Genomic DNA, 16,392 nt, shown 5'->3' on the forward strand with positions numbered 1-16,392 from the left:
CATGTGCCGCTCCTTCGACGTTGGTCGGCTGCGCTGAAGCCGCCGACCGCGACGCTTCGTTCATTCGCCAAGGACCAGCCATGTCCACGCTCGCCGAAACCGCGCCGCCGCGCCGCAAGGGCTCCTCGCCCGCGTTCCGGCGCGCCCTGCCCTATCTTCTCAGTATGCCGGCGTTGCTCGTCTGCGTGGCCGTGCTCGTCCCCTTCGTCACGGCTGTCTATTATTCGATGCTGCGGTACAGGCTGAACCTGCCGAGCATGAAGGGCTTCATTTGGTTCGGCAATTACATTGGCTTCCTCGGCGATAGCGAGTTTTGGAACACCGTCTATGTGTCGCTCGCCTATACGGTGCTGACCGTGGTGGTAGAACTCCTGCTCGGTCTCGGCATCGCGTTGCTGCTCCGCAAACAAAGTCGCATCAACAACTTCATCTCGATCATGCTGCTGCTTCCGCTGATGACGGCGCCCGCCATCGCGGCGCTGATGTGGAAGCTCATGACCAACCCGAATTTCGGGGTCTTGTCCTATCTGGTCAGCCTCGTCGGCCTGAGTGACTTCCGCTGGGCCTCGAGCCCGACCACGGCACTCTTCACCGTCGTTCTGGTCGATACCTGGGTCTACACCCCATTCATCATGATCCTGTTGCTGGCGGGCCTACGCTCGCTGCCGCCGCAGCCGTTCGAGGCCGCAGCGCTCGACGGTGTGCCGACCAGCTTCGTGTTTTTTCGCATCACGCTGCCGATGCTGACCCCCTACATCATCACCGCGGTGCTGTTCCGGCTCCTGGACAGCATTCAGCAATTCGACATCATCTATGCCATGACGCAAGGCGGCCCCGGCAATCGGCTGATGGTCTTCCAGGTCGAGTCCTACCTGCAGTTCTTCCAATATACGAACGTCGGAAAATCGGCCGCGATGCTGATGATCCTGTGGGCCATCACATATTTTTTATCGAACGTCTTCATCAAGAACTGGCTGAAATTGCGCGAACGCGCTCGCGGCCACGCGTAAGGGAGGCAAGACCTATGGATCACTCATCGCCTCTCGTCCGCGTGCTCAAGGGCATCGCCCTGACCTTGATCGTGCTGTTCTTCATGTTTCCGATCGTCTGGATCTTCTTGATGTCGTTCCAGAACAACGACACGATCCTCCGTATTCCGCCGAGCCTCTTCTTCCAGCCGACGCTCGGCAACTACACCGCGCTGATCTCGGGCAAGCTGCAAAGCAGCGCCGGCACGCTCGACATTCCGTTCATGCATAATCTCCTCAACAGCGTGATCCTCTCGACCGTCTCGGTCGGCATCGCTTTGGTGCTGGGGGTGCCGGCCGCCTATGCGTTCGCGCGGTTCAAATTCATCGGCAAGGAAGATATCGCCTTCACGCTGCTGTCGTTCCGCTTCGCGCCGCCGCTTCTCGTGCTGCTGCCGCTCTCCCTGTATTTTCAGGAGATCCACCTCAGCGACACCTATATCGGTCTGATCTGGGTTTATCAGTTGATCGCTCTGCCGCTGATTCTTTGGATCGTGCGGGGCTATTTCGAAGATATCAGCCCCGATATCGAAAGTGCCTATCGCGTGTCCGGTCATAATTGGTGGCAGGCTCTGACCAAGATCGCGATCCCGCTCGCCGGCCCCGGCATTGCGGCGGCTGGGCTGCTGTCCTTCATCTTCTGCTGGAACAACTTTGTGTTCGCGCTGATTCTGGCCTCGGCCGATAAGCAGCCCGTCACGGTGGGAGCGCTCGCCTTCGTGACCGCATCCGGCATCCAATATGGACAGATCGCGGCCGCCATCGTGCTCTCGGTCACGCCGACGTTGCTGCTGGCCCTCTACGCTCAGCGCTATCTCGTCGAAGGCCTGTCGCTCGGCGCGGTGAAAGGTTGACCATGGCCCAGCTCGAACTCTCCGGCCTCGCCAAGACGTTCAAGACCGGCACAGCGGTCGATGCGGTCTCGCTCACGGTCGATCGCGGCGAGATCGTCGCGATTTTCGGCCCCTCCGGCGCCGGCAAGACGGTTCTGCTCCGTCTGATCGCCGGCATCGAAGAGCCGGATGGCGGATCGGTTCATATCGCCGGGCGCGATGTGACGACCGACAGCCCGGAAGCGCGCGGCATCGGCATGGCGTTTCAAAACTTCGCGCTATTTCCGCATATGTCGGCTTACGCGAACGTCGCGTCGGGCCTCACCGCGACCGACACGCCGAAAGACCAGATCTATACGCGCGTCCAGGCTATCGCCAAGATGCTCAAGATCGACCATGTGCTTGGCCACAGCCCGCGCGAGCTGTCGAACGGCCAGAAGCAGCGCACCGCCCTGGCGCGCGCCCTCGTGGCCGAACCGGAATTGCTGCTGCTCGACGATCCGTTGCGGAACGTCGACGCCAAGCTGCGTTACGAAATGCGCCTCGAATTACCCAACCTGCTGCGCCGCTACAACGCGACCGCGCTCTACGTCACGCAGGACTATAAGGAGGCGATGGCGCTGGCCGACCGTATCGTCGTGATGCTGAACGGCAAAGTCGCCCAGATCGCGGATTCGGAAGAGGTTTATAACGCCCCGGCCAGCGTCGAGATCGCGCGATTGTTCGGTGACCCAACCATCAACCTGCTCCCCTGCGAGCCGACCCGCAACGGAGCCGGCCTGACGGTCACGATCGCCAACACGCGCGTGCACATCGGCGACGGCTTCGACGTCAAACCGGGGCAAGCCTGCATTATGGGAATGCGACCCGAGGATCTCGTGTTGCACGATGGCGCTGCTGACGACGCGATCCCGGTCGACGTTCTGGCGGTCACGCCGCTCAACGAGCGTTACGTGTTTCTCGTCAAAACGCTCGATGGCCGCGAATTGCTCGCCTCGTCGGGAGACCCTGCCAGCGCGGACCGCGCCCATGGTCGTGCCTATCTGACGATCGACCCCACGGCCGTTCTGCTGTTCGACGGCGCCAGCGGCACTCGCATGGCTCGCACAACGCCGACCGCCGCACCGGCCGGGAGGCTCCGATGACCGATACAGCCCTGGCTCTGACCGGCGTCAACAAGCTATATCACCGGCGCGGCAAGGGGCCGGTTCACGCTGTTCGCCAGCTCGACATGGATATCGCCAAAGGCGAGATCGTCGCCCTGCTCGGCTCGTCCGGCTGTGGCAAGACCTCGACGTTGCGAATGGTGGCAGGTTTCGAGGAGGTCTCATCCGGCACCATCACGCTGGCGGGCCGGTCGATCAATGCGTTGCCGCCGGCCAAGCGCAACGTCGCCATGGCGTTCGAGGGCTACTCGCTCTATCCGCCGCTGACGGTGCGAGAGAACATCGCCTTTGCGCTGAAGAGCGCCAAGGTCTCGCGCGACGAAACCGATAAGCGCGTGGCTGAGATTGCGGCCCTGGTCGAGATCGAGTCGATTCTCGATCGCTACCCATCGTCGATCTCGGGGGGACAACAACAACGTGCCTCGCTGGCGCGCGCGCTGGTCCGCAAGGCCGATCTCTACCTGCTCGACGAGCCCATGGGACAACTCGAGCCACAGTTGCGATCGGTTTTGCGCGGCCGCATCAAGAGCCTGCTGAACCAGAACGGGATGACCGCCATCTTCGTGACCCACGACCAGACCGAGGCCAATGCGCTGGCCGACCGGATCGCCGTCATGGAAGGCGGCATCCTGCAGCAATTCGCCAGCCAGAAGGATCTGAAGGATCGGCCCGCCAATCTGTTCGTCGCGACCTTCATCGGGGAACCGCCGATGAATGTGTTCGACGCCCATGTGGTCGAGACCGGCGGCATCGCCCGGCTCGCGATCGAGAACGGCCCCGTGCTCGACTTCGGAGGCGCGGGCCTCACACCGGCGGTTCGCGCGGCGGTCGGCCATCGGACCAAAATCGTGGTCGGCGTCCGGCCCCACAAGGTGAAGATCGGCGCGGGAGCCTTTTCGGCCAAGATCGTTTCGAACCAGTGGCTCGGCGACCAGACGCATGTGGCGGCCGAGGTGGCCGGCAAGCTGCTCGTTTCGGTGACGAGCGAGCGGGTCAGGACCAAGCTCGGCACCGTGACGCCGTTCGGCGTTGAGGCCGCCGACCTGCATCTCTTCGATCCAGAGACCGGGCAAGCGCTGGCGCATGGGATGACGCCGGCATGACCCGTGACCTGCTGATCGGGATCGATGCCGGCACCTCCGTCATCAAGTCGGTCGCGTTCACGCGGCGGGGCGAGCAGATCGCCTGTTTCGCGCTGCCCAACACATACGAGAGCATCGACGGCGTTGGGGCCGAGCAGGACATGGCCCGCACCTGGAGCGACACCGCCGCGACGCTGCGGGGGCTGGCCGGGCTGGTGCCCGATCTCGCGCGCCGCACGGCCGCCATCGCGGTGACGGCGCAAGGGGACGGCACCTGGCTGATCGACGACGACGGCCGGCCGGTCGCGCCCGCGTGGTTATGGCTCGATGCGCGAGCCGGCGACATCGCCCAGACGATCCGGGACGCGCCTGAGGGTCGTGCGATCTTCGAGCGGACGGGATCGGGCGTGAATGCCTGCCAGCAAGGCACCCAACTCCTGTGGCTGAAGCGCCACCGGCCCGATGTGGTGGCGCGTGCCACGACAGCGCTGCATTGCAAGGACTGGCTCTACTTCAAGCTGACGGGCGTGCGGGCCTGCGATCCATCCGAAAGCATCTTCACCTACGGCAACATGCGGACTCGCGCCGTCGACCCCGCGGTTGTAGCCGCCCTCGGGCTGACCGAAGAGGCACGGCTGATCCCGCCGATCATCGATGGCATGCGCGAGATCGGAGAATTGACCGATGTTGCGGCGCGCGAGATCGGCTTCGAGCCCGGGCTGCCGATCGTGCTCGGCTATGTCGATGTCATCACCACGATTCTCGGCGCCGGCCTCTTCGATCCGGAGGCGCAAGCGGGCTGCACCGTCATCGGCTCGACCGGCATGCACGCGCGGCTGGCGTCCTCGATCGACAATGTCGTCCTCAACCCGGACTGCACCGGCTACACGATGGCGTTTCCGATCGCCGGAGCCTTCGCGCAACTGCAGTCCAACATGGCCTCGACCATCAACATCGACTGGTTGCTCGACCTCGCGCGCGGCGTTCTCAGCGACCATGATGTCGCGATCTCGCGGCGCGATCTTCTGGCCGGCGTCGATGCGCGCGTGCTCAGCGCCGAACCCGGAAGCCTGATCTTCCATCCCTACATCTCGGAAGCGGGGGAGCGCGGCCCGTTCGTCGACCCGACCGCACGGGCGCAATTCCTCGGCCTGTCGGTGCGGCACGGCTACAGCGACCTGATGCGTGCCGTGTTCGAGGGGCTCGCCTTCGCGGCGCGCGATTGCTACGCCGTGATGGGCGGCGTGCCGGCCGAAATCCGGGTGACCGGGGGCGCGGCGCGCAGCAAGGCAATGCGGACCATCATGGGCGGGGTGCTCGGCGCCCGGATCAGAACCAGCAGCCGCGAAGAAGCGGGCGCGGCCGGCGTCGCCATGATCGCGGCGGTCGCGCTCGGCTTCTACCCCGATCTGTCGGCCTGCGCGGAGGATTGGGTGCGCCCGCTGTTGCAACCCGCGCTCGACCCCGACCCGGTCCTGGTCGACCGCTACGATCGCCTGTTCCCCGCCTATGTGGCGGGACGAAAGGCCAGCGCGCCCGTTTGGCATGCGCTGCACGAACAACGGAGAGAGCGTCATCATGGGTAAGGTCATCGCCATCGTGGGCGACCGTTTCATGCTGCCTTCGGTCTTCGCCGACAAGATCGTGGCGGCTTGCGGCAACGACCAGACGATCCGAACCCTCGAACAGCCCTGGCCGGACGTGCCGATGGAGCATGGCTATGCGGGCTCGGCCTTGAGCGGGCTGAAGGAATATCTCGGCGACCCGGACGAGATCGTCGCATTCGTCGGCGATGCCGAATTGTTCGTCACCCATCTGTCGCCCCTGTCGGGCGCCATGATGGATCGGATGCCGGCGCTGAAATTCGTCGCCGTGTCGCGCGGCGGTCCCGTCAACATCGACATGACGGCGGCCCGCGAGCGCGGCATCAAGGTGGTCAACACCCCCGGCCGCAACGCCAGCGCGGTCGCGGAATTCGCGATCGGCGCCATTCTGTCGGAAACCCGGATGATCCGCGCCGGGCATGAAGCGCTGCGCCAGGGCATCTGGCGCGGTGAACTCTACCGGGCCGACACGACCGGCCGGGAACTCAACGAGATGACGGTCGGCATCATCGGCTACGGCGCGATCGGCAGCCGCGTCGTCAAACTGCTGAAGGCCTTCGGATGCAAAATTCTGGTGGCCGACCCCTATGTGCAGATCAGTGCGGCCGACAAAGCGGATGGCGTGGAGCATGTCGGGCTCGAGACGTTGCTGGAGCAATCCGACGTCATCACGCTCCATTCGCGGGTCACGCCGGAAACGACGGGCTTCATCGGCCGCGATGCCTTCGCGCTGATGCGGCCCGGCACCATCTTCGTCAACACGGCGCGCGGCCCGATGGTCGATTACGACGCGCTCTACGATGCTTTGGCGAGCGGCCATCTGCGCGGCGCCATGCTGGAGACATTCGCGGTCGAGCCGGTGCCGCCCGATTGGCCGCTGCTCAAGCTGCCGAACGTTACGCTGACGCCGCATATCGCGGGCGCCTCGGTCCGGACCGTGACTTATGCGGCCGAACAGGCCGCCGAGGATGTGCGACGCTATATCAAGGGCGAGCCGCTGCTCAACCTCTGCTAACAGACGCGGCAACTTGGGTGAAGGATGGCGCCTCATGGTGGATTACGGCACGATCGATCTCGCGATCATCGGTGGAGGCATCAACGGAGCCGGGATCGCGCGGGATGCGGCCGGCCGTGGCTTGAAAACCCTGCTGTGCGAGAAGGGCGATCTCGCCGAAGGCACCAGTTCGCGCTCCGGTAAGCTCGTCCACGGCGGCTTACGCTATCTCGAATATTACGAGTTCCGGCTGGTGCGCGAGGCGCTGATCGAACGCGAGGTGCTGATGCGCGCCGCGCCGCACATCATCTGGCCGATGCGCTTCGTGCTGCCCCACTCGCCCGAACAACGCGCAGCCTGGATGGTTCGGTTGGGGCTGTTCCTTTACGATCACCTCGGGGGCCGCAAGCTGCTCCCCCCCTCGCGTCGCATCAATCTTCGGCGCGATCCGGAGGGGAAATCGATCAAGCCCGCGTACAAGACGGCTTTCGAATATTCCGATTGCTGGGTCGACGACGCGCGCCTTGTGATCCTCAATGCCCTCGACGCCAAGTTGCGCGGCGCGACAGTGCTGCCGCGAACGGCCGCCACCTCCGCACGGCGCATCGATGGTTTCTGGCAGATCGAGATGCGCGGGCAGGACGGCACGACCAGCACGGTCAAGGCGCGCGCCCTGATCAATGCGGCCGGCCCCTGGGTCGAGGATGTTCTCGGTCGCATCGCAGGGCGCAACAGCCAGTATAAGGTTCGGCTCGTCAAAGGCAGCCATATCGTGGTGCCGAAATTCTGGGAGGGGCCGCAGGCCTACCTGCTGCAGAACGACGACAAGCGCGTGATTTTCGTAAATCCCTATGAGGGTGACCTCTGCCTCATCGGCACGACCGACATCCCCTATGAGGGTCGACCCGAAGACGTCGCGATCGAGCCGAAGGAGATCGATTATCTGCTGCGGGTCGTGAACCGCTACGCCGTGAAGCCGCTCACCAAGGCCGACATCCGCCACAGCTTTTCGGGCGTGCGTCCGCTCTATGACAACAACGCCGAAGCCAATGCCTCCGCCGTGACGCGCGACTACGTGTTCGAAGTGGACGAGCCCGAGAACCAGGCGCCGATGCTGTCGGTCTTCGGCGGCAAGATCACGACATTTCGCAAACTCGCCGAACATGCGCTCGACAAACTCGCCACGACCTTCCCGGCCGCCGGGAAAGCCTGGACCGCGAAGGAAGCGCTGCCGGGCGGCGACATCAAAGATGCCAATTTCAACGCATTTCTTGCGACGCTGCAGGCCGAGACGCCCTGGCTGCCGGCCGCCTTGGCCGAGCATTACGCACATCTTTACGGAACGCGGGCGCGCGAGTTGCTGACAGGCGCGACCGGGCTCGACGATCTCGGCCGGCACTTCGGCGGCCTGCTGTATCAGCGCGAGGCGGAGTTCCTGCAGCGTACAGAATGGGCCAAGACCTCGGCCGACATCCTGCAACGCCGCACCAAACACAGCCTGCATATGACGCCATCCGAGCGTCAAGACTTCGAACACTGGATGGATGCCGCCGCATGATGCAGCTTCGCGAGACATCGCCCGAAAGCCTCGCCTTGGCGGCGCTCGCGGTCCGCGTCGGATCCGATCCGTCGCTGGTTCAGGGGCCGGGGGGCAACGTCTCGATCAAGATCGACGGCGTTCTCTGGGTGAAAGCCTCCGGCACATGGCTGGCCGAGGCTGAAACACGCGACATCATGGTGCCAGTCGCGCTCGAGCCGCTGCTCGACGCGTTGAAACGCAATGACCCGGCCTGCGAGACGAGCGTCGATTTCGTCCGGCAGGACCTCAACGACAACAAGCTTCGTCCCTCGATCGAGACGACCATGCACGCCGTGCTGCCGCAGCGGATCGTGGTTCACGTCCATTGCGTCGAGACGCTCTCGCATGCGGTCCGCTCCGACGTACGCGACCGCGTGGCGGCTCCGCTCGCGGGTCTGCCCTATGTGGTCGTGCCATATGCGCGGCCGGGCGTGCCGCTCACTCAGGCGATCGTCGCGGAACTGAAGCCGGACACCACCATCCTTGTGCTGGCTAATCACGGCCTCGTGGTGGCGGCCGACACCGTCGAGGAGGCCGATGCCCTCTTGACCGAGGTGGTGCGCCGCCTGCGCGTCCCGAAAAAGCCGGCGAGCCCCGCCGAGGATGCGACCATCGCGGCGCTGGCGGAGGGCACCGCCTACGAGATCGCCGATGCGGCGCTGCATGGGCTCGGCGTGGAGGCGAGCGCGTGTCGCCTCGCGGCCGGCGGCTCGCTCTACCCCGACCATGTGATCTTTCTCGGACCCTCGATCATCACGTCACAGCCCGGCGAAAGCGTCGCCGAGGCTCTCGCGCGCTCCGGCCGTACCAATCCGCCGATGCTGGTCGTACCCGGCGCGGGCGTGCTGTTCCGCAAGGACGCGACACCCGCCATGCGGGCGCTCGGCGGCTGCCTCGCCGACGTCATGTCGCGCCTGCCCGCCGACGCGCCGCTGGCCTATCTGACCCATGACGACGAAGCCGCCCTGCTGGGCTGGGACGCTGAGAAATATCGTCAGGCGCTCGACCGGACACCGGCGTGACGAACGCCGATCGGCCGGCCGACACTCTCGTCCTCGGCATTGATATCGGCACGTCGGGCGTCAGGATCGTCGCGGTCGACGCCTCGGATCGTGTCGTGGCAAGCGCCGCCGTGCCGATGGCGACCCCCGACCGAGTCGGGGCGCGGATCACCCAGGACCCTGAGGTCTGGTGGAATGCGACCGAGACGGCGTTGCGGCAGATCCTCGGGACGATCGATATCGCATGCGTGCGTGCCATCGCGGTCGACGGAACCTCCGGCACGGTGCTGGCGGTCGACGAGGCCGGTCAGCCGATCGGCAGGGCCAGCCTCTACAACGATACATGCCCGCCCGAGATCGTGGCCCGCATCGACGGTGTGGCGCCCGATGGCAATGCCGCGCGGGGCGCGACCTCGGCGCTCGGCCGAGCCTCGGCGCTTCAGGATCAGCCCGGGACGGTTCGTATTCTGCACCAGGCGGATTGGATCGCGGCGCGGTTGACGGGGCGGTTCGGCACCTCCGACGAGAACAACGCCTTGAAGACGGGTTACGACCCGGTCGAGCGGTGCTGGCCGGACTGGATCGCCGCCACCGGTCTCCGGATCGGTCTATTGCCGAAGGTGGTGGCGGCCGGAACGCCGATCGGCCCGATCGGCGTAAAGGCCCAAGCAGCCTTTGGGCTCGAACCGACGACCCTGGTCGTCGCCGGCACGACGGATGGCTGCGCGGCCTTTCTGGCAACCGGGGCGACAGCTCTCGGCGAGGGCGTCACATCGCTCGGCTCGACGCTGGTCCTGAAGCTTCTCTGCGATGCCCCGATCTTCGCCCCCGCCTATGGCATCTATAGCCATCGGATCGGCGACATGTGGCTTGCGGGCGGCGCCTCGAACAGCGGCGGAACGGCCCTGCTCGGCTTCTTCACAGCCGAGCAAATGCGGGCGCTGGAACCGGAGCTCGATGCCAATACGCCGACCGGCCTCGATTATTATCCCCTGCCCGGCCCCGGAGAACGATTCCCGATCAACGACCCGGCGCTGCCGTCCCGTTGCGAACCGCGCCCCGCGTCGGATGCCGCGTTCTTCCAAGGGCTTCTCGAAGGTGTCGCGGGGGTCGAAGCGCTCGGCTATCGTCGGCTTGCCGAACTCGGCGGCCCGCCGCTCGTGTCGATCCGCACCGTCGGCGGCGGCGCCAACAATGCGGCATGGTCGCGCATCCGATCCCGCTTGACGGGCGTTGCTTTGCTGCCCCCAGCCCACGGGGAAGCGGCCTGCGGCGCGGCCTGGCTCGCACGCCGCGGATTGGATGCGGCCTGAGACACGGCAAGAGGATCGAAACGGTATGACGATGTCGACGTTCATCGATGGTCTCGACGAGATCATGACCCGCTTCGATGCTTTTCTGATCGACCAATATGGCGTCATGCATGATGGCAAGACGCCCTATCCAGGTGCGGTCGAGGCGATGTCGCGGCTGACGGCAGCTGGCAAGATCGTCATCGTGCTGACCAATTCGGGCAAACGCACCGGCCCCAACATGGCCCGCATCGAGGCGATCGGCTTTCCGCGCTCGAGTTATTCGTCGCTGGTCAGTTCGGGTGAGGTTACCTGGCAGGGCCTGCGGACGGGAGCGTTCGGCGAGCCTTTCGAAGCCGGGTGCCGGGTCCACATCATCGGCAAACAGGGCGACGATTACGGCCTCGACGGCCTCGACCTGATCGTCGTGGCCGAACCCGAAAGCGCGGATTTCATCGTCATGGCGGGCAGCGACTGTCCCCGGACCAGCCTTGACCATTACAGCAACATGTTGGTTGCGGCGGCGGCGCGTCACGTCCCGGCGCTCTGCGCCAATCCCGATCGCATGATGCTGACGAACGAGGGGCCGCAGCCCTCATCCGGTGCCATCGCGGCCGTCTACGAGACGCTTGGCGGCCGTGTCACCTATGTCGGAAAGCCGTTCGGGGCGATTTATCGGCACGCCGCCAAGAGCGTCGGCAATGATCCGGCTCGCGTTCTCTGCATCGGTGATAGCCTGGAGCATGACGTGCTGGGAGGTGAGAGTGCCGGGTTCAAGACCGCGCTGGTCCGAACCGGCCTTCTGCAAGACATCGACGATGCGACCTTACGCGATATGCTGGCGTCATCCTCGCATAAGCCCACCTACGTGCTGCCCAGCCTGAGTCTGACCTCACGATAAACCCCATCGTCGGTCCTGTCGGCGGCGGGATGTCGCGCAAGATGCGTGGACCTAAGCAGAGAGTCCTCGCGTTCGACATCCAGATTGGAATGGTTCGCAACAGCGGCCATTGCCCGAGCCTCGCCCTTCTTCTTGGCAACATGTCCCGAAGGCTTGCGCTCCCGCCGGTACACGACGAGGAACACCATGAGTTGCGACGACGATACGCCATTCGGCGTCACACGCCGGCAAGTGATCGAGGGTGGTGCGGCCTTTGCGGTCCTCGGTTTTGTCCGCCCCGGCTTCGCGACCGAAGTGAACCCGGTCGCGCCGCCTGTTCTGCTGACAGACCCCGGTCTCTCCACGATGGCGGTCCGGTTGACGGTGAATGGCAGCGACAAGGCCTTGAATCTCGATACGAGAACCACGCTTCTCGACGCGTTGCGCGAGCATCTCGGTTTGACCGGTTCGAAGAAGGGCTGCGATCACGGCCAGTGTGGCGCCTGCACGGTGCTGGTCAATGGACGCCGGATCAACTCCTGCCTGAGCCTCGCGGCGATGCATGAGGGCGATAAAATCACGACGATCGAGGGTTTCGCCACCGGTGATGTGCTGCATCCGCTACAAGCGGCCTTCGTCCATCACGACGGATTCCAATGCGGCTATTGCACCCCAGGTCAGATCTGCTCTGCGGCCGGCATGTTGAGCGAGCATCAGGCCGGAATGCCGAGCGTCGTGACGGCCGATCTCACGCAGGATCCAGCACTGACCGATGACGAACTTCGCGAGCGGATGAGCGGCAATATTTGCCGGTGCGCCGCCTATCCGAACATCGTGGCGGCCATCAAGGACGCATCGGGAGCCACGCTATGAAGAGCTTCACGTTCGAGCGCCCAGATAGCGTCGTCGCCGCCGCGAAGGCGGTGGCTGACAATACCAATGCCAAATTCATCGCCGGCGGCACCAATCTTCTCGATCTGATGAAGCTCGAAGTCGAGACACCCACCCATCTGGTCGACGTCAATCGCCTGTCGCTTGCGGCGATCGACGACACGCCCGAGGGCGGTTTGCGGATCGGCGCCATGGTTCGGAACAGCGATCTCGCGGCCGATCCCCGCGTGCGTCAGCATTATGGCGTGCTCAGCCGCGCGCTCTTGTCGGGCGCCTCGGGACAGCTCCGCAACAAGGCGACGACGGCCGGAAACCTCCTGCAACGCACGCGTTGCTACTACTTTTACGACACGTCCAAGCCCTGCAACAAGCGTGCGCCGGGCTCGGGCTGTGCCGCGCTGGAGGGTTTTAACCGCATTCACGCGATCCTCGGGGCGAGCCAGGATTGTATCGCGACCCACCCGTCCGATATGGCGGTCGCGATGCGGGTGCTCGACGCGACCGTCGAGACGGTGACGCCCGATGGCCAGACGGCATCGATCCCGATCGCGGATCTCCATCGCCTTCCCGGCAGCACGCCGCAGATCGAAACGAGCTTGCAGCACGGTCAGATCATCACGGCCGTGACGCTCCCGGCGCCGCCAAAGGGCGTTCAAATTTACCGCAAGGTGCGGGATCGGGCCTCTTATGCCTTCGCGCTCGTCTCGGTAGCCGCCATCGTGGACACTTTGGACGGCAAGATCGGATCAGCCAGACTGGCGTTCGGCGGCGTGGCCCATAAGCCATGGCGTGAAACGCAGGCCGAAGCGATGTTGGCCGGACAGACGGCCAACAAGGCGTTGTTCGATCATGCGGCCGATGCCGTTCTCGCCGGCGCGAAGGGCTACGGCGAGAATAATTTCAAAATCCCGTTGGTCCGCCGCGCCTTGAACGCCGTGTTGACCGCCGCCACCCAATCGGCGTGAGGAGCCCATCATGATCAACATGAACAACCCGGTCGGCCAGACGCCTCTCGATCAGGCAGGCGGGGTCATCGGCAAACCGCTTGATCGTGTCGACGGCCCCCTCAAGGTCGCCGGTGCGGCGACCTATGCGGCTGAATATAAGGATGTAGGTGGCAAGACGTCGTATGGCTTCTTGGTTCAAGCCACGATCGCAACCGGCCGGATGAGTGCGATCGATACGACAGCGGCCGAAAAGGCGCCGGGCGTCTTGCTCGTCATGACGCATCAGAACGTGCCCGCGCAGGGGCCGAAAACATCGACCAGCGCACCCCAACTCGCCAGTGATAAAATCTTGTTCTTCGGCCAACCGATTGCTCTCGTGGTCGCCGAGACGTTCGAGCAAGCACGCGCGGCGGCCTTCATGGTCAAGCCGACCTACGACGCCAAGCCGGGGACCTTCGACCTTGCGGCGGGGCGCAGCGACGCTGTCGTGCCGAAGCCCAATAACGGCAGCAAGCCCGATTCGGCTCTCGGTGACTTTGCCGGCGCTTTCGGCGAAGCGGCCGTGACGGTCGACGTGACCTATACGACGCCGCCGCAAGCCCATGCGATGATGGAGCCCCATGCGACCATCGCAGTGTGGAACGGCGACCAACTCACGCTTTACACGGCCAATCAGATGCTGAGCCGCGGACTTGAGACGGTGTCGTCGACGCTCAACATGTCGAAAGACAAGGTCAGGCTTCTGAGCCGTTACGTCGGGGGCGGTTTCGGGGCGAAGCTGCAGGTCCAATCCGATGCGATTCTGGCGGCGCTGGCAGCCAAGATGCTTGATCGGCCCGTGAAGCTGGTGCTAACCCGGCCTCAGGTGTTCCACGTTACGACGCATCGGACCGATACGATCCAGCGTCTGCGCCTTGGGGCAAAGGCGGATGGGACGATGGTGGCAATCGGCCATGAGTCCTGGTCCAACAACACGCCCGGCGAGGGTTTCTACGAGACCGCAGCGAATGCGACCCGCAGCATTTACGCGGCACCCAACCGGATGACGGCGCATCGGTTGGCGACGCTGGATCTGCCGGTCTCGGCCTCGATGCGCGCACCGGGCGAAGCCGTCGGCCTTCTGGCGTTGGAATGCGCCATGGACGAACTCGCGGTCGCGCTCAAGATGGATCCGATCGCGCTCCGCATCATCAACGAGCCGACCGAAGACCCAGAAAAGAAAATTCCGTTCTCCAGTCGTTCGCTCGTGCCCTGCATGCAGAAGGGAGCTGACCTGTTCGGCTGGTCGAAGCGGAACGTGACGCCCGCCTCGGTTCGAGACGGCCACTGGCTGGTCGGTATGGGGATGTCGGCGGCTATTCGCGGCAATCCGATGCTGCCCGCCAAGGCCCGGGTTCTTCTCGACCATGACGGCGTTGCGACGGTGCAGACCTCGATGACCGATATCGGCACGGGCTCCTATACGATCCTTGGACAGATCGCAGCCGATATGTTGGGCTTGCCGATCGATAAGGTTCGGGTTGAACTCGGCGACACGGCATTCCCGGCAGCCCCAGGCTCGGGCGGTTCGTTCGGCGCAAACTCGGCGGGCGCGGCGGTCTACGACGCTTGCGAGACGATGCGAAACCTGCTGGCGCAGCGCGCCAAGCTGGACGCGTCGACGGCGGTGTTCTCGGGTGGCACGATCCAAGCGGGCGGGCAGTCACAAACCTTGGCTGACCTCGTTGGGCCGACCGGATTGGTCGCCGACGGCGCGGCCGACCCGGGCGACTCGCGGAAGAAATACTCGCAGGATTCCTACGGCGCGCATTTCGCTGAGGTCGGCGTCGACATGGATACGGGCGAGATCCGGCTTCGGCGGATGCTCGGCGTCTTCACGGCCGGGCGCATTCTCAACGCCAAAACGGCGCGGTCCCAGGCGATCGGCGGGATGACGTTCGGCGTGGGAGCGGCCTTGGTTGAGGATCTCGTGATCGATAAGCGCTACGGCACCTTCATGAACAATAATCTGGCCGAGTATCATGTCCCCGTCCATGCCGACATTCCGCAGATCGAGGCGGTTTTCCTGCCTGAACTCGACGACAAATCCAGCCCGATGAAGAGCAAGGGCATCGGAGAACTCGGTATTTGCGGCGCCGGCGCGGCGATTGCCAATGCGGTGTTCAACGCCACGGGCATTCGCATTCGCGACTACCCCCTGACGCTCGATAAAGTGCTGGCGGGGTGGGATGCCGACGACAAGGTCCAGCAGCGAAGCTCGACGTCGCCCGCGTTGATGCCGGGGTGAATAGCTCGCGCTAAGAACCTGCCCGCAGGCTGTTCGTCACGGCATCGACGATCGCAAGATAGCCGCTTGCGGCCCAGGCCGAGCGGCCGATGAACAAGCCGTCAACATGCGGCTTGCCAGCGAGCTCGCGGCAATTGTCTGGATTGACGCTCCCACCGTAAACGACGTCGAGCGTGTCCCCCATGATCGCGGTCGTGAGCGCTTTAATCAGGCGATGCTGCTCGTCGGCGAAATCCGGATCGGCCGGTATGCCGCCCTCTCCGATGGACCAGACCGGCTCATAGGCGAAGACAATGGCGTTTCGGCTCTCTGGCCCGACCAGCGAGAGGGCCGCGCGAACCTGACGTTCGAGCACCGCTGCCGTATGCCCGGCGTCGTAGGCGTCTCGCGTTTCGCCGATACACACCAGTGCCAGAAGACCATGCCGAACCGCCGACGCGGTTTTCTTCGCCACGGTCTCGTCCGTCTCGCCGAAGAAAGTACGCCGTTCGCTATGGCCGATCTCGACGAGGCGCGCGCCGCAATCCAGGATCATGGCGGCCGACACCTCACCGGTCCAGGCTCCCGCTTCAGCCCAATGCATGTTCTGCGCCCCGACCGTAACGGGCGTCCCTGCAAGAAGATCGGCGACATCGGCGATCGATGTAAAAGGCGGGATCACGAAGAGCTTGGCATCGGCTGTCTCGATCAGAGGGCTTGCGACCAGCGCGCGGGCGAAGTCACGTGCTTCGGCCCGGATCTTGTTCATCTTGAAGCTGGTGCCGATCCACGGTCGCTTCGCCGCCATGATGTCGTCCTTGAGTTTCTT

General features: G+C 64.5%; 14 protein-coding genes. 13 read left to right on the top strand and 1 reads right to left on the bottom strand.

Features of this window, described 5'->3' with window-relative positions; all coding sequences use genetic code 11:
• Positions 1-80: 80 nt before the first annotated feature.
• The 13 genes from LGH83_RS10230 (at position 81) to LGH83_RS10290 (ending at position 15,584) form a co-directional block, all read left to right on the top strand.
• Positions 81-1,010, top strand: coding sequence for a carbohydrate ABC transporter permease (locus LGH83_RS10230; protein WP_131113337.1), 930 nt, complete (start codon positions 81-83; stop codon positions 1,008-1,010).
• Between the two features lie 14 nt (positions 1,011-1,024).
• Positions 1,025-1,882 (top strand): carbohydrate ABC transporter permease, encoded by an 858-nt coding sequence (locus tag LGH83_RS10235; RefSeq protein WP_131196548.1) that lies wholly within the window; start codon positions 1,025-1,027, stop codon positions 1,880-1,882.
• Between the two features lie 2 nt (positions 1,883-1,884).
• Positions 1,885-3,006: an ABC transporter ATP-binding protein gene (locus tag LGH83_RS10240; protein WP_227398599.1), complete on the top strand. Its 1,122-nt coding sequence runs from the start codon at positions 1,885-1,887 to the stop codon at positions 3,004-3,006.
• The gene (locus LGH83_RS10245) at positions 3,003-4,130 is read left to right on the top strand and encodes an ABC transporter ATP-binding protein (protein ID WP_227398600.1); all 1,128 of its coding nucleotides are present in this window, start codon (positions 3,003-3,005) and stop codon (positions 4,128-4,130) included. The genes LGH83_RS10240 and LGH83_RS10245 overlap by 4 nt, the downstream gene beginning before the upstream one ends.
• Positions 4,127-5,695 (top strand): FGGY-family carbohydrate kinase, encoded by a 1,569-nt coding sequence (locus LGH83_RS10250; protein ID WP_227398601.1) that lies wholly within the window; start codon positions 4,127-4,129, stop codon positions 5,693-5,695. The genes LGH83_RS10245 and LGH83_RS10250 overlap by 4 nt, the downstream gene beginning before the upstream one ends.
• Positions 5,688-6,728, top strand: coding sequence for a 2-hydroxyacid dehydrogenase (locus LGH83_RS10255; RefSeq protein WP_227398602.1), 1,041 nt, complete (start codon positions 5,688-5,690; stop codon positions 6,726-6,728). The genes LGH83_RS10250 and LGH83_RS10255 overlap by 8 nt, the downstream gene beginning before the upstream one ends.
• A 34-nt stretch (positions 6,729-6,762) precedes the next feature.
• Positions 6,763-8,265, top strand: coding sequence for a glycerol-3-phosphate dehydrogenase (locus LGH83_RS10260; protein WP_227398603.1), 1,503 nt, complete (start codon positions 6,763-6,765; stop codon positions 8,263-8,265).
• Positions 8,262-9,308: a class II aldolase/adducin family protein gene (locus LGH83_RS10265; RefSeq protein ID WP_227398604.1), complete on the top strand. Its 1,047-nt coding sequence runs from the start codon at positions 8,262-8,264 to the stop codon at positions 9,306-9,308. Before LGH83_RS10260 ends, LGH83_RS10265 begins: the two co-directional genes overlap by 4 nt.
• Positions 9,305-10,600, top strand: a complete 1,296-nt coding sequence (locus LGH83_RS10270; protein WP_227398605.1) for an FGGY-family carbohydrate kinase — start codon at positions 9,305-9,307, stop codon at positions 10,598-10,600. The genes LGH83_RS10265 and LGH83_RS10270 overlap by 4 nt, the downstream gene beginning before the upstream one ends.
• Before the next feature lie 25 nt (positions 10,601-10,625).
• On the top strand, positions 10,626-11,480 hold the full coding sequence (locus LGH83_RS10275) for a TIGR01459 family HAD-type hydrolase (RefSeq protein WP_227398606.1): 855 nt from the start codon (positions 10,626-10,628) through the stop codon (positions 11,478-11,480).
• 186 nt (positions 11,481-11,666) lie between these two features.
• The gene (locus LGH83_RS10280; protein ID WP_227398607.1) at positions 11,667-12,332 is read left to right on the top strand and encodes a 2Fe-2S iron-sulfur cluster-binding protein; all 666 of its coding nucleotides are present in this window, start codon (positions 11,667-11,669) and stop codon (positions 12,330-12,332) included.
• Positions 12,329-13,315, top strand: a complete 987-nt coding sequence (locus tag LGH83_RS10285) for an FAD binding domain-containing protein (protein WP_227398608.1) — start codon at positions 12,329-12,331, stop codon at positions 13,313-13,315. Before LGH83_RS10280 ends, LGH83_RS10285 begins: the two co-directional genes overlap by 4 nt.
• A gap of 13 nt (positions 13,316-13,328) precedes the next feature.
• Positions 13,329-15,584, top strand: a complete 2,256-nt coding sequence (locus tag LGH83_RS10290; protein ID WP_227401802.1) for a xanthine dehydrogenase family protein molybdopterin-binding subunit — start codon at positions 13,329-13,331, stop codon at positions 15,582-15,584.
• Positions 15,585-15,594: 10 nt separating this feature from the next.
• Here LGH83_RS10290 and LGH83_RS10295 read toward each other — a convergent pair whose 3' ends face one another.
• A complete protein-coding gene (locus LGH83_RS10295) occupies positions 15,595-16,371 on the bottom strand; it encodes a triose-phosphate isomerase (protein ID WP_227398609.1) in 777 nt (258 codons plus the stop codon).
• Between the last annotated feature and the right edge of the window lie 21 nt (positions 16,372-16,392).

Source organism: Lichenihabitans sp. PAMC28606, from assembly GCF_020616535.1.
In the GTDB taxonomy this organism is placed as follows: domain Bacteria; phylum Pseudomonadota; class Alphaproteobacteria; order Rhizobiales; family Beijerinckiaceae; genus Lichenihabitans; species Lichenihabitans psoromatis.

What these genes read in the sequence shown, in the direction of transcription:
- LGH83_RS10230 (WP_131113337.1), top strand. Translation starts at nt 81, where the DNA reads ATGTCCACGCTCGCCGAAACCGCGCCGCCGCGCCGCAAGGGCTCCTCG.
- LGH83_RS10235 (WP_131196548.1), top strand. Translation starts at nt 1,025, where the DNA reads ATGGATCACTCATCGCCTCTCGTCCGCGTGCTCAAGGGCATCGCCCTG.
- LGH83_RS10240 (WP_227398599.1), top strand. Translation starts at nt 1,885, where the DNA reads ATGGCCCAGCTCGAACTCTCCGGCCTCGCCAAGACGTTCAAGACCGGC.
- LGH83_RS10245 (WP_227398600.1), top strand. Translation starts at nt 3,003, where the DNA reads ATGACCGATACAGCCCTGGCTCTGACCGGCGTCAACAAGCTATATCAC.
- LGH83_RS10250 (WP_227398601.1), top strand. Translation starts at nt 4,127, where the DNA reads ATGACCCGTGACCTGCTGATCGGGATCGATGCCGGCACCTCCGTCATC.
- LGH83_RS10255 (WP_227398602.1), top strand. Translation starts at nt 5,688, where the DNA reads ATGGGTAAGGTCATCGCCATCGTGGGCGACCGTTTCATGCTGCCTTCG.
- LGH83_RS10260 (WP_227398603.1), top strand. Translation starts at nt 6,763, where the DNA reads ATGGTGGATTACGGCACGATCGATCTCGCGATCATCGGTGGAGGCATC.
- LGH83_RS10265 (WP_227398604.1), top strand. Translation starts at nt 8,262, where the DNA reads ATGATGCAGCTTCGCGAGACATCGCCCGAAAGCCTCGCCTTGGCGGCG.
- LGH83_RS10275 (WP_227398606.1), top strand. Translation starts at nt 10,626, where the DNA reads ATGACGATGTCGACGTTCATCGATGGTCTCGACGAGATCATGACCCGC.
- LGH83_RS10280 (WP_227398607.1), top strand. Translation starts at nt 11,667, where the DNA reads ATGAGTTGCGACGACGATACGCCATTCGGCGTCACACGCCGGCAAGTG.
- LGH83_RS10285 (WP_227398608.1), top strand. Translation starts at nt 12,329, where the DNA reads ATGAAGAGCTTCACGTTCGAGCGCCCAGATAGCGTCGTCGCCGCCGCG.
- LGH83_RS10295 (WP_227398609.1), bottom strand. Translation starts at nt 16,371, where the DNA reads ATGGCGGCGAAGCGACCGTGGATCGGCACCAGCTTCAAGATGAACAAG.